Below are 13,092 nucleotides of genomic sequence, written 5' to 3' on the forward strand. Positions count from 1 at the left end.
GGTCAGGCCCCGATCTCCCGCACGAACACCTGCGCCTCCCACGGCTCGCACCACCCGTCCACCCGGGGCGGCCCGCCGTCGCGGTTGCCGAGCACGGGTTCCGCGTCGCGCCAGGCGGCGGCGTCCGGGAGGTCGTACTGCGCCCGCTCCCCGGAGAGGTTCGCGATCACGAGCAGTTGCCGGTCGCCGAGGGTCCGCGTGTACGCGAACACCGTCGGGTGCTCCCGCAGCACGAGCTCGAAGCTGCCGTGCGAGACGACCCGATCGCTGTGCCGGAGGGCGATGAGGGCACGGTAGTACGACAGCACCGACCGGGGATCGGCGGACTGGGCAGCGGCGTTGATCCGCGTGAAGCCCGGATTGACCGCGATCCAGGGAGAACCGGTGGTGAACCCGGCGTTCGGCTCCGCCGACCACTGGACGGGCGTGCGCGCGTTGTCCCGGCTCATCACACGCAGTGCCGCGAGCACGGTCTCCGGCTGCTGACCGCGCAGCCCGACGGCCTCCGCATAGTGGTTCAGCGACTCGATGTCGCGGAAGTCCTCGACGGCGGCGAACGGCATGTTGGTCATGCCGAGCTCCTCGCCCTGGAAGATGTACGGGGTCCCGCGCATCAGGTGCAGCACCGTCGCGAGCGCCGTGGCGGACTCCCGCCAGTGCTCGGCGTCGTCGCCGAAGCGGCTGACCGCCCGCGGCTGGTCGTGGTTGTTCCAGTAGAGGCTGTTCCAGCCGGTCTCGGCGAGACCCTCCTGCCAGCGGGCCAGCGACGCCTTCAGCTCGGCCGGCCCCGAGGCACGGGGGTCGAACTTGCCGCCGACGCCGTGATCGAGCCCGACGTGCTCGAACTGGAACACCATGTCGACCTCGCCCCGGGCCGGGTCGGTGAACAGCCGGGCGTCGTCGATCGTCACCCCGGGCATCTCGCCCACGGTGAGGAATTCGCCGGCGCGCCCGGCGAAGACGCGCTCGTGCATCTCGTGCAGGAACTCGTGGATGCGCGGCCCGTGACCGTAGAAGGGGAAGCCGTCTCCATGGATGGCGCCGGCCGGCACCTCGCCGTCGGGAAGCTCCACCACCTTGGAGATCAGATTGATGACATCCATGCGGAACCCGTCGACCCCGCGGTCGAGCCACCAGTTCATCATGTCGTAGACGGCCTCGCGCACCTCCGGGTTCTCCCAGTTGAGGTCCGGCTGCTTGCGCGAGAACAGATGGAGGAAGTACTCGCCGGTGGCCGGATCGAGCTGCCACGCAGGACCCGAGAAGAACGACCCCCAGTTGTTCGGCTCCGCGCCCGGCTCACCGGCGACGAACCCGTCGCGCGGCGGCCGCCACCAGTACCAGTCGCGCTTCGGGCTGTCGAGCGAGCCGCGGACTCCACGAACCACGGGTGCTCGTCCGAGGTGTGGTTCACCACGAGGTCCATGATCAGCTTCATGCCGCGCGCATGGATGTCGCCGAGCAGCGCGTCGAAGTCCTCGAGGGTGCCGTAGTCCGGGTCGATCGCACGGTAGTCGCTGATGTCGTAGCCGTTGTCGTCGTGCGGCGACGCATAGATGGGCGAGAGCCAGATCACGTCGACGCCGAGCTCCTGCAGGTGACCGAGCCGCTGCCGGATGCCGCGCAGGTCGCCGATGCCGTCGCCGTCGCTGTCCGCGAAGCTGCGCGGGTAGATCTGGTAGACGACGGCGGAACGCCACCACTGGTCGTCGCCGGCGAGCGCGGCGCCGCCTCCGGCCGGGGTCGTGGTCAGGTCGGTCATGACGCTCCATTCGGTTCGAGGTCGACGAGGACGAGCTGCCAGGCCCCCGGAGGCGGCAGGACGACGGTCGCGTGCGTCCCGTCCGCGGCGACCGGGAGTTCGGCGAGCCGGGGCGATCCGTCGGGATCGGCCACGCGCACGCGCGGCGTCGCGCCGGCGACGGCGCGCAGGCGCAGCGTTCCCGGCCCGATGTCTGGGACGCCCGCCTTGGGGGCGTCCCAGAGCGTGTCCGGCTGACCGGCGAGGTTGATGAGGTGGACGACGAGGCCGTGCGGAGTCTGCACGACCCGACGCCAGACGGCGCCGGCGACGGGGTCGCCCGAGACCGGCGTGTCCGCGTAGGACACGTCGAGGTCGTCGTTGTACGGCCCGGCGTACGAGCCGGTGACCTCCACGATCGCGGGATCGAACAGCAGCTCGTCGTGCTCGACCATGAAGTCGTACCAGCGCCGCAGCAGCGCGGCCGTCGAGTCCTCCACGGCGTGGTTGCGCACGTAGTACGGGTCCACCAGGATGCGGTCGGCCTCCCCGGCCAGGAGCTGCGTGGCGCCGTGCGAGAACAGCGTCGCCATGGTGAGGGCGGTGGCCCGGTCGGCCGTGACGGCGGGCGCCGAGTCGTAGATGTGCTGGTACGCCGCGATCGCGATGGGCTTGTCGCCGCCCGCCGCGCGCGCCCGGGTGGCGACGGACGCGAGCGAGCCGAGCGTCAGGTGCGGATCCCACACCTCGATGTAGACCGCATCCTGCGGGCTCGCCGCAGTCGTCCAGGTCGGGAAGTCGTTGACGTTGTTGAAGACCAGGTGGGCGTCGGGCAGCCGGTCCCGCACTCCGCGGATCAGCGCGTCGAACGACCGGGCGACTTCCACCGCGCGGCCGTCGGCGCGGCGCGCGTGCTTCGGGTAGCCGTACTGGTCGAGGTGGAACCCGTCGAAGCCCACCGACTCGACCGCGGCCGCCAGCTCGTCGCGGAAGTGCGACAGCCACGGCACGGCCGCCGGGTCGACGATGAAGAGGAAGTCGCCGAGCGCATACGGCTCGCCGGCCGCGTCGAGGAGCGCCCACTGCTTCCAGCCGTCCCATTCGTTCGGGCCCACGGCGTACACCGCCGCGTACCCGAGGGCGCGCGCTCCCGCCTCCCGGACGGCGCCCACCAGGCGCCGCACGGTGGCCAGCGACACCGGCTGGCCCAGCGCGTCGTCGTAGTCGTCGCCGCCGCCCAGCAGCTCCGCGTGCCGGTACGCCCAGTCGTAGAACTGCACGTCGGTCAGATGGAGGCGGCGGACGGTGTCGACCAGCCCGCGCGGATCGCGCCCCGGCGCGTAATCGACCGTGAAGCCGTACCGCAGGCGCGGCGCTGCCTCTCCGGCGACCTGGACGGCGGTGCGGAGGAGCACGGATCCGTCCGTCCACTCGACGCCGTAGCCTCCGGGCGCCGGCGTCCCTAGCGAGACGACGCCGGACCCGTCCGTCGTCCGGGAGCCCTGCTGCTCGCCGAGGCGCCAGAGGGTGAGCTCGCCGGCGCCGGAGACGTCACGCAGCTCGATCCGGACGTCCTGGCCCGGCGCGAACCAGGCCCGTTCGGGCAGCAGCTCGCTCATCCCTTCACCGCCCCGGAGGTCAGGCCCTGCACGAAGTAGCGCTGGAAGACGAGGAACACGACGATGACGGGAACGACCGCGATCACCGAGGCGGCGAAGACGAGCCCCCACTGCGTGGCGTTCTCACCCTGGAACAGCGCGATGGCGATCGGGAGGGTGCGCCGCTCCGGCGTGTTGATGATCGTCAGCGCCCAGGCGAACTCGTCCCAGCACGAGAGGAACGTGAAGATCGTCGCCGTCGCGAGTGCGGGCTTCGCCAAGGGCAGGGCGAGCCGCCAGTACCGGGTCCACGCGTTGGCGCCGTCGACCTGCATCGCCTGGTCGAGCTCGGCGGGGATCGAGGCGAAGAAGCCGCGCAGCAGGAAGGTGTTGAGGGCGAGCGAGCCGGCGACGTAGAAGACGATCAGGCCGCCGAGCGAGTCGATGAGCCCGAACATCTTCGCGATGAGGAACTGCGGGATGATCAGCATCATCGCCGGGACGACCAGCCCGATCAGCAGGATCCGGAACATCGTCTCGCGTCCGGCGAACCGGTAGCGCGCGAAGCCGTACGCCATCATCGACGAGATCAGGACCGACAGCGCGGTCGAGACGACCGCGACGATCGTCGAGTTGAGGAAGTACAGCCCGAAGTCCTGCGTGGTCAGCGCCTGCGTGTAGTTCTCGGTCGTGGCCGGGTTCGGGATGAACTGCGGCGGGACGGTCAGCACGTACGCCTGGCTCTTGAAGCTGGTCGACAGCATGTAGAGGAACGGCGTGACCATGATCGCGGCTCCGACGACGAGGATGGCGATCCGTGCGCCCGCGCCGAGCGTCCGCCGGGTCTTCAGGCGCGGCCGGGCGAGCCGGCCCGCCGTATGCCGGTCGTTCACTGCGGCGGTCATGAGAGGTCCTCTCCGCCGCGGTCGCGGAAGACGCGCAGCTGGACGACGGCGAGCACGAACACGATGACGGCGAGGATCACGGCGAGCGCCGAGCCGTAGCCGAAGTCGAGGAACTTGAACGCCTGGTTGTACATGTAGGTCAGGATGACGTCGGTCTGGCCGCCCGGTCCCCCACCGGTCATCACCAGCACCGAGGTGAACACGTTGAAGCCGCCGATGACGAGCATCACGGTGACGAACAGCAGCGACGGCCAGATCGCGGGGACCGTGACGACCCGGAAGCGCTGCCAGCGGCCGGCGCCGTCCATGGTCGCGGCCTCCTCCAGCGACTGCGGGACGCCCTGGAGGGCCGCGAGGAAGATCATCATCGACCAGCCGACGCCCTTCCAGACGCCGAGGGCGCAGATCGCGACCAGCGCGGTCCAGCGGCCGGACAGCCAGGACACGTCGGAGTCCATCAGGTGCAGGAAGTCGTGCAGCGTGAAGTTGACCAGGCCGCTGTCCGCGAAGAGGTACTTGAAGAGCAGGGAGACGACGACCCAGCTCGTGATGACGGGCAGGTAGAACAGCACGCGGAAGACGGGCTGGCTGGGGCTCTTGCGCTTCAGGAGGACGGCGATGAACAGCCCGAGGACGATCTGCGGCGGAACCGTGAAGAGCATGTAGACGCCGCTGTTCGTCAGGCTCAGCCAGAAGTGCGGGTCCTGGAACGCGCGGGAGTAGTTCGCCAATCCCAGGAACTGGCTGACCGCCCCGGCCATGATCTTCCAGTCGTAGAAGCTCATCTGCACGGCCTGGAGGATCGGCAGCAGGATCAGCACGGCGAAGAGGATGAACCCGGGCGCGATGAAGAGGTAGGGGGTGGCGCCCGCGCTGAGCCGGCCGGCCGTGGCGCGTCGCCGCTGCTGCGGTCGCCTTGGCTCGCCGGCGCGGCGCCGCGGCGCGGTGGGGTCGTCCCCCACCGCGCGCGCGGTCCGTTCTGCTGTGGTGCTCACGTCGTCACTTTCCGGTCAGCAGGGGGTCGATCTGCTGGGCGGCCGTGGTCAGCGCGTCTTTGACGCTCGTGCTCCCGGTGAAGGCCGGCGTCAGCGCGGCGCTCAGGATGCCGTCGATCTTCGCGCCCTCAGGGATGGCCAACCGCGGCTTGGCGGTCTTGAGCTGGTCGGCGAAGGTCGTGTAGTACGGGTCGATCGCGGCCTGCTTGGACGCGAACGCGGGGACCACGGTCATCTGGCCGGTCTTGGCCATCTCGATCTGGAACTTCTCGGACTGCGTGAAGCGGATGAACTTCTCCGCCGCGGCCTGGTTCTTCGACGTGGCCGTGAGCACGATGTCCTCGCCGCCGACGACGCTGGTCGACGCGCCGTCGCCCTTGGGCACGGGGGCGTAGATCGGCGAGAAGTCCTTGTACTGGCCGGCCCAGATCCCCTTCATCCACGGGCCGTCGAGGATGGTCGCGTACTTCCCGGTCGGGAGGCCGTCGGAGGTGGAGGTCGCGCCCTGGTTGCCCGTGATGAGGTTCGGGATCTGGCCCTCCTTGTAGAGGTCGACCAGCATCTGCACGGCCGCGACCGACTTGGGCCCGTCGAGGTAGCCGCTGGCCTTCGTCAGCTTCGCGTTGGTGATCTCGCCGCCGTTCGACCAGATCCACGGGTAGATGTTCCAGCCGCTGAGGCCGCTGTCGGCGAAGACCGAGACGCCGGTGCCCTTGAGCTTCGCCGCCATCTGCTCGAGGTCGTCGAACGTGGCGGGCGGGGTGCTCACGCCCGCCGCGTCGAGCGCCTTCTGCGAGGTGATGAGCACGCGGGTGTTGGTGTCGAGCGGGAGTCCGTAGTACTTGCCGTCGAACTTGTTCGTGGCCAGCGTTCCGGGGTAGGTCGCCTTGGAGAGCGTGCCGAAGTCCGACATCGAGTCGGACAGCGGCGTGAGGACGCCGAGCTGGGCGAGCTGCGGCACCCAGCCGATGTCGGAGCGGACGAGGTCGGGGAGGCTGCCGCCGGCGGCGCTGGTGGTCAGCTTCTGGAGGAGGCTGTCGTACGGGATGTCCACGTACTTGACGGTGATGCCGGGGTTGGCCTTCTCGAAAGCGGGGATCAGGGTGCGGTTCAGCGCGTCCTGCTGGGTGGAGTTGCCGCCGTTGCCGTACGAGCCCCAGAACGTAAGGGTGACCGGGTGGCTGGACGAGCCGTCGGACGAGCCGCCCGAGGCGGCGGAGCATCCGCTCGCGACCAGTGCGACGGATGCCGCGAGCGCCGCCGTCGCGGCCAATGCGGTGGAACGCTTCATTGCAGTTCTCCTGTCGGAAGGGGGCGCTCGGTGCGGGCCCCGCGGTGTGGAGTTATTTCTATGACAAAAGCAACTCGGTGTCAACAGTGTCTTGAATCGCCGGTTTTCGACGCAGTTCGTTGATTGACGAAACAATCTCCGTATGCCAAAGTGAGGGAACCGACCGAAGGGGGAAGCGTGACCGTCACTGCACCGACGTGGGCGCCGGACACCGGCGCCTCCCGGTCCGTCGCGCTCGAGGTGCTCCTCAACGGCCCGCTCTCGCGCAGCGAGATCGCGCGGCGGCTCGACCTCTCTCCCGGGTCGCTCACCCGGTTGAGCGCGCCGCTGATCGAGACCGGCCTCCTGGTCGAGACGGGTGAGCTGGCCGAGGGCCGCACGGGCCGCCCGTCACGACCGCTGGACGTCGTGCCGAGCTTCCGCCACTTCATCGGCATGAAGCTCATGGCCGACCGCGTGCAGGGCGTCGCCACCGACCTCCGTGCGAACGTCATCGCCACCGACCTGGTCGAGTTCGCGTCCCGCGACCCCGAGACCGTCGCCGACGCGATCGCCGAGCTGGCCCGGCGGCTCTCCCGCGAGGTGCCTCCGGTGACGGCGATCGGCATCGGCCTCGGCGGCCGCATCGCGGACAACTCGCGCGTCGCGAGCGCCGCCTTCCTCGAATGGGAGGACGTGCCCCTGGTGGACATGATCGAGCAGCGCGTCGGCATCTCCACCGTGATCGAGAACGACGTGGTCGCGTTCACCGAGGCGGAGCACTGGTTCGGCTACGGCCGCGGCCTGGACCGCTTCGCGGTGATCACCCTCGGTGCGGGCATCGGCTACGGCCTCGTCATCCACGACGGCATCGTCGCCGACGACGACACCGGCATCGGCCTCATCGGCCACTGGCCGCTCGACCCGTTCGGACCGCTGTGCCCGGCCGGCCACCGCGGCTGCGCCCGCAGCGTCCTCACCCAGGCCGCCATCGTGCACGAGGTCGGCACGGCACTCGGACGCGAGGTGAGCTACGACGAGGCCCTGACCCTGGCCGCCGCGGGCGAGCCGGCCGCCCGCCGCGTCGTCGACGACGCCGGGCGCGGACTCGGCCGGCTCCTGGCGGCCGTGGCCAACCTGACGATGCCGGAGCGCATCGTCCTGGGCGGGGAGGGCGTCCGCCTCGTCGACGTCGCGCGCGAGACCATCGACCAGGGAATCGCGGCAGACCGCGACCCGCGCGCCGCGCAGCTCGACCTGATCACGACCTCCGGCGACAACCTCGAATGGTGCCGCGGCGCCGCGGTGATCGCAATCCAGACCTACGTGCTCGGCACCCACCCGGGCTTCGCCCGGTAGCCGCCGGACGGCTCAGCCGCGCACAGCCGGTTCCAGCGCCTCCGCCGGGAAGCCCTGGTACGTCACCGGCCGCCGGAAGCGCTCGATCGCCGCGGTCCCGACCGAGGTCGTGACCGACGCCGTGCTGGCCGGGTACGGGCCGCCGTGCGTCATCGCCGGGGAGACCGCCACCCCGGTGGGCCAGCCGTTCCAGACCAGGCGGCCACTGTTCCTGGTCGCCTCCGTCAGCAGCGGCCGCAGGCCGTCGTCTGCGGCGGACTCGGCGTGCACGGTCGTGGTCAGCGTCCCGCCGATGGCGCGGGACGCCTCCGGGAGGTGCCGGATGTCGTCGTACGCGACGACGAGCGCGCTGGGGCCGAAGCGTTCCTCCGCGAGCGTGTCGACGTCGCGCGCGAACACGTCGAGGGTCGTCGCGTAGAGGCTGGGCGTCACCGCGCCGGGCCCGGCCGATCCGGGCAGCACCGTCCGCACTCCCGGCCGGCTGTCGTACCGTGCGGCGAGCGCGTCGTAGCCGCTCCGGATGCGCTCGTTCAGCATCGCGGCGGCCGGCCTGCCTGTCAGCATCTCCGCGACCACCGCCGTGAAGGCGTCGGTGTCGGCGGCCGGGACGAACACGATGCCGGGCTTGGTGCAGAACTGGCCCGCCCCCAGCGTGAACGACTCGGCGAAGCCCTCGGCGATCCCGGTCAGCCGCGCCCGGGCGGCCTCCCGCGTGACATAGACCGGGTTCACCGAGCCGAGCTCGCCGTAGAACGGGATCGGGTCCGGGCGGCGGGCCGCCAGGTCGAACAGCGCCCTCCCGCCGGCGAGCGAACCGGTGAAGCCGACGGCGGCGATCGCGGGATGCTGCACGAGGGCCGCCCCCGCCTCGAACCCGTCGACGAGCGCGAACACGCCGGCCGGAAGTCCCACCGCGGCCAGCGCGTCGGCGATGTGCCGCGCGGTCGCCCGCGACAGCTCCGGGTGGCCGGGATGCGCCTTGACCACCACCGGGCAGCCCGCGGCGAGGGCGGAGGCCGTGTCACCACCGGCGACGCTGAACGCGAACGGGAAGTTGCTGGCGGCGAAGACGGCCACCGGGCCGAGCGGCACCGGCACCCGGCGCAGTTCCGGGAAGCCCACGGGATGGTCGACCACGGCCTCGGGGCCGCTCGCGATCAGCTCTGCGAACGCCCGCAGCTGTCCGGTCGTCCGGCCGACCTCGCCGGCCAGCCGGGCGGCGCCGAGGTGCGTCTCGGCGTCGGCGAGCGCGACGAGAGCGTCCCGGTCGGCGTCGAGCCGGTCGGCGATCGACGTCAGCAGTGCCGCACGCGCCGAGACGGGTGCGGCGGAGTACTCCTGCGCGGCGTCGGCGGCCGCAGCGCACGCCGCGTCCACCTCGGCCACCTCCCCCGCGCTCATCGCGCCGCCAGGAAGTCCCACGCGTCCCGTCCCGACATGACCGGATTGCTGAGCGAGCCCACGTCCTGCACCTCGATCGTCACCCGGTCGCCGACGCGCAGGGTGAACTCGTCCGGCGGGACGATGCCCGTGCCGGTCGAGAGCCAGGCGCCGTCCGGGAAGTTCTCCGCCCGGAACAGGTAGTCGACCAGGTCGGTCAGCGGGCGCGCGATCGACCCGGTGGAGACGGACTCGTCGACGACCGCCGCGCCGTCGCGTTCGATCCGGAGCCGGATCTCCAGAGCGGTCGCGTCGACCTCCCACGCCGGCCGGATGACCGGACCGAGCGCGCAGGCTCCGGCGAACACCTTCGCCTGCGGGAGGTACAGCGGGTTCTCGCCCTCCAGCGAACGCGAGCTCAGGTCGTTGCAGACGCCGTAACCGACGATCTCGCCGTAGCGGTTGGCGACCACCGCGAGCTCGGGCTCCGGCACATCCCAGCCGGAGTCCTCCCGGATCGCGACCGGCTCCCCGTCGGTGACCACGCGCCACGCCGCCGACTTGAAGAACAGCTCGGGCCGCTCCGCCGCATAGACGCGGTCGTAGATGTCCGGGTCGGCCGACTCGCCCATCCGGGCGGTGCGGGAGCGCAGGTAGGTCACGCCGCTCGCCCACACCTCGGTGCGCCCGTCGATCGGCGCGGCGGCGGCCCCTGGCTCGGCGGGCGCCAGGTCGCCCTCCAGGAGGGCGCGGAGCTCGGACGACCGGAGCCGGAGCAGTTCGGCCATCGACGACACCGGCACGAGCCGGTGGCCGTCCTCGCGGTGGACGACGACGCGGCCGTCGGAAGAGCGGTGAAGCTGCACGGGGGACTCCTCAGCTGGCGGGGACGGTCGGGCGGTGGAAGTACGAGCGGGCGTCGACCGGGCGGATGTCGGCCACCGCGTCCTCGAAGATCCGCATCGGGTGGGAGGTGTACGGGTGCTCGGCGATCGCGTCCAGATCCAGTTCGATGCCGAGCCCGACGCCCTCCGGGATGAGGATGTCGCCCTCGTCGGTCAGGGTCAGCGCCTCGGTGGAGATGTCGCTGCGCCACGGCACGTCGGTCGCCATGATCTCCAGGTACCGGAAGTTGGGCAGCGCCGCCCCGAGCTGCAGGGTCGCCGCCGTGCTGAGCGGACCGGACGGGTTGTGCGGCGCGAACGGCACGTAGTGCGCGGCCGCGAGGGTGGAGAGGAACACCAGCTCGGACAGGCCGCCGGCGTGCGTCGCATCCGGCTGGAGGTAGTCCACAGCCCCGCGCTCCAGTACAGGGAGGAAGGCGTTGCGGCCGAACCAGCGCTCGCCCGCCGCGATGGGCACCGGCGACTTGGACCGGATCTCCACCAGCGCGTCGATGCTGTCCGGCGGGCTCGGCTCTTCGAAGAAGACCGGCTGGAACTGCTCCAGCTCGCGCGCGACCCGGATGGCGGTCGGCACGTCGAACCGGCCGTGGCCCTCGATGAACAGCTCGATGTCGTCCCCGACCGCGGCCCGGACAGCGGCGACCGGCTCCAGCATGCGGCGGAGGTCGGCGGCGCCGGCGGTCAGGTCGGCGGCCTCGAACGGGTCCCACTTCAGCCCGCGGAACCCCTGGGCGACGGTGGCGAGCGCGGCCTCGGCGAAATCGTCCGGCGTCTGGGCGCCGGAGAACCAGCCGTTGGCGTAGGCGCGCACCCGGTCGCGGGTCTGGCCGCCGAGCATCCGGTGGACGGGGACGCCGAGCGCCCGTGCCGACACGTCCCACATGGCCATCTCGAGCGCGCTCAGGGCGGTCATCGACACCGGGCCGCCGCGCCAGTACGAGTCGCGGTTGAGCCGGTAGATCGTCTCGGCGATCCGGGTGGGGTCGGCGCCGATGACCCGCTCCTCCAGCAGCCGGACCGCGCCGACCACGGCGAGCTCCTGCCCTTCGAGGGTCGCCTCGGCCACGCCGGTGATCCCCTCGTCGGTGCCGAGCAGGACGAACACGAGGTTCGTCCGGTAGAAGTCGACCACGACCGTGTCCAGGCTGATGATCTTCATGGCTTGGGGTTATCCCTTCACGGCGCCGGCGGTCATACCGCTGACGACATAGCGTTGTGCGAACAGGTAGAAGGCCACGGCGGGCAGGGTGAACAACAGGGCGACCGCCATAATGCTCTGGATCGAGGTGTCCTGCTCCCCGATGAATCCGGCGACCCCCACCGATGCCGGCTGGAGTCCCTTGTCGAACACGAACGTCACCGCGAACACGTACTCGTTCCAGGCGCTGAAGAACGCGATCACCGCCGACGCGGCCACCGCCGGGGCGATGAGCGGGAGGATGACGCGGCTGAGCACCGTGAACGGGCGGCCGCCGTCGACGCGGACGGCCTCGTCGAGCTCGCGCGGCACCCCGTCGATCGCGCCCTTCAGGATGAGGGCCACGACCGGGAGGGCGAACGCCGTGTCGGCGAGGATCAGTCCCTGCAGCGAGTTGAGCAGGTCGAACCGGCGGAAGATCGAGAACAGCGGGACGACCAGCAGGGCCTCCGGGAGCATCTGCGTGAAGAGCAGCGCGAGCCCGACGACCAGCTTTCCGCGGAAGGAGAACCGGGACAGCGCGTAGCCGAGCGGGATGCCGAGCCCCACGGAGAGCACGGTCGTGCCCGCCGCGACGATCAGGCTGTTGAGCAGCCAGCCGAGCACCTGCCCGTCGGCGAGCACGTCGCCGAAGACGCCGAGCCTGCCGAGGTCGGGCAGGAGGCCGGTCGTGCCGCTGTAGAGCTGGGAGTCCGGCGTCAGCGCGGTGACGAACATCCAGTACACCGGGAAGATCGCCAGGCCGAGGACCACGAGGACCGCGACCATGCGCCCGGTCACCCCGAGACGTCGTGTGGTTCGCATCATGCCTCCCGTGCCGCCGCGCGGGCGACGAATCTGCTGCCGATGATGACGATCACGGCGATGACGATGCCGACCATGCCGATGGCGGCGGCGACGCCGAGCTGCTTGGACTCGAACGCCTGCGAGTAGAGGTCGATCACCAGCGTCCGGGTCGAGCCGAGCGGACCGCCTCTGGTCATCAGCCAGATCAGCTCGAACCGCCGCAGCGACCAGATCGTCATCAGCACGGCCACCAGGCCGACCGTGGGCTTGAGGACCTGCCAGGTGACCACGCGGAACACCGTCCACCGGCCGGCGCCGTCCATCTGCGCCGCCTCGAGCAGCTCCTGGGGAACGGCCTGGAGCGCGGAGAGGAGCACGACGGCCACGAACGGCACGAGCTGCCAGATCGTCGTGAGCAGGATCGCGGCGAGCGCCAGCCTGGGGTTGTCCAGGGCGCCGCTCGGGCCCGGGTCGATGCCGACCGCGCGCATCAGCCGGGTCAGCACGCCGAACTGGGGGTTGAACATCCACGTCGCGATCAGCGCGACGGCGATCCCGGGGGCGGCCCACGGGATGGTCACCAGCGAACGGGCGACGCCCCGGCCGGGGAACCGCCCGTTCAGCAGCAGCGCGACGAGCAGGCCGAGCCCGACCGCCCCGACGACGCAGCACACCACATAGACCGCCGTGGTCAGCAGCGTGCGCTGGAAGGCCGGGTCGGCGAACACCCGCTGGTAGTTCGCCAGCCCGACCCAGACGCTCGCGGTGGGGTTGAGCAGCGTCGTCCTCGTGAAGCTCAGGTAGACCTCCTGCACGAGGGGGACGAGCTGGAAGACGACGATGTAGAGCGCCGCGGGCGCGAGGAAGAGGTACGGGGTCCACGGGCTGCCGATGACCCGGCGGCGCCGGCGGGCGGAAACCGGCCCGGCCGGCGCGACGGGGCCGCCGGCCGCGG

The 13,092-nt window shown here is 71.1% G+C and carries 10 protein-coding genes and 1 pseudogene; 1 reads left to right on the forward strand and 10 read right to left on the reverse strand.

Annotated features, from left to right (window positions below; translation table 11 throughout):
• Positions 1–2: 2 nt before the first annotated feature.
• The 5 genes and pseudogenes from AC3A3H_RS02095 to AC3A3H_RS02115 all read right to left on the reverse strand — a co-directional run bounded on the left by AC3A3H_RS02095 (position 3) and on the right by AC3A3H_RS02115 (position 6,530).
• A pseudogene (locus AC3A3H_RS02095) lies at positions 3–1,762 on the reverse strand (glycoside hydrolase family 13 protein).
• Entirely contained in the window at positions 1,759–3,360 is a 1,602-nt protein-coding gene (locus tag AC3A3H_RS02100; protein ID WP_487612884.1) for a glycoside hydrolase family 66 protein, read from the reverse strand. The pseudogene AC3A3H_RS02095 and the gene AC3A3H_RS02100 overlap by 4 nt, the downstream one beginning before the upstream one ends.
• Positions 3,357–4,244, reverse strand: a complete 888-nt coding sequence (locus AC3A3H_RS02105) for a carbohydrate ABC transporter permease (RefSeq protein WP_487612885.1) — start codon at positions 4,242–4,244, stop codon at positions 3,357–3,359. The genes AC3A3H_RS02100 and AC3A3H_RS02105 overlap by 4 nt, the downstream gene beginning before the upstream one ends.
• Positions 4,241–5,239 (reverse strand): carbohydrate ABC transporter permease, encoded by a 999-nt coding sequence (locus AC3A3H_RS02110; RefSeq protein WP_487612886.1) that lies wholly within the window; start codon positions 5,237–5,239, stop codon positions 4,241–4,243. Before AC3A3H_RS02110 ends, AC3A3H_RS02105 begins: the two co-directional genes overlap by 4 nt.
• Positions 5,240–5,243: 4 nt before the next feature.
• Entirely contained in the window at positions 5,244–6,530 is a 1,287-nt protein-coding gene (locus AC3A3H_RS02115) for an extracellular solute-binding protein (RefSeq protein ID WP_487612887.1), read from the reverse strand.
• A 177-nt stretch (positions 6,531–6,707) separates the two neighbouring features.
• Between AC3A3H_RS02115 and AC3A3H_RS02120 the strand changes: the two genes are divergently transcribed.
• Positions 6,708–7,868, forward strand: coding sequence for an ROK family protein (locus tag AC3A3H_RS02120; protein WP_487612888.1), 1,161 nt, complete (start codon positions 6,708–6,710; stop codon positions 7,866–7,868).
• A 12-nt stretch (positions 7,869–7,880) separates the two neighbouring features.
• Here AC3A3H_RS02120 and AC3A3H_RS02125 read toward each other — a convergent pair whose 3' ends face one another.
• From AC3A3H_RS02125 to AC3A3H_RS02145, 5 genes are all read right to left on the reverse strand, one after another.
• Entirely contained in the window at positions 7,881–9,290 is a 1,410-nt protein-coding gene (locus AC3A3H_RS02125; RefSeq protein ID WP_487612889.1) for an aldehyde dehydrogenase (NADP(+)), read from the reverse strand.
• Complete coding sequence (locus AC3A3H_RS02130; RefSeq protein ID WP_487612890.1) at positions 9,266–10,114, reverse strand: fumarylacetoacetate hydrolase family protein; 849 nt, start codon at positions 10,112–10,114, stop codon at positions 9,266–9,268. Before AC3A3H_RS02130 ends, AC3A3H_RS02125 begins: the two co-directional genes overlap by 25 nt.
• Before the next feature lie 10 nt (positions 10,115–10,124).
• The gene (locus AC3A3H_RS02135) at positions 10,125–11,312 is read right to left on the reverse strand and encodes a mandelate racemase/muconate lactonizing enzyme family protein (RefSeq protein ID WP_487612891.1); all 1,188 of its coding nucleotides are present in this window, start codon (positions 11,310–11,312) and stop codon (positions 10,125–10,127) included.
• A gap of 9 nt (positions 11,313–11,321) precedes the next feature.
• Positions 11,322–12,155 carry a carbohydrate ABC transporter permease gene (locus tag AC3A3H_RS02140; RefSeq protein WP_487612892.1) on the reverse strand — a complete coding sequence of 278 codons (834 nt, stop codon included), beginning with the start codon at positions 12,153–12,155 and terminating at the stop codon, positions 11,322–11,324.
• Positions 12,155–13,092 (reverse strand): carbohydrate ABC transporter permease (locus AC3A3H_RS02145; protein ID WP_487612893.1); only part of this gene is annotated, 938 nt, incomplete at its 5' end. The genes AC3A3H_RS02145 and AC3A3H_RS02140, both read right to left, overlap by 1 nt.

The organism is Leifsonia sp. Soil_N53, assembly GCF_057655165.1.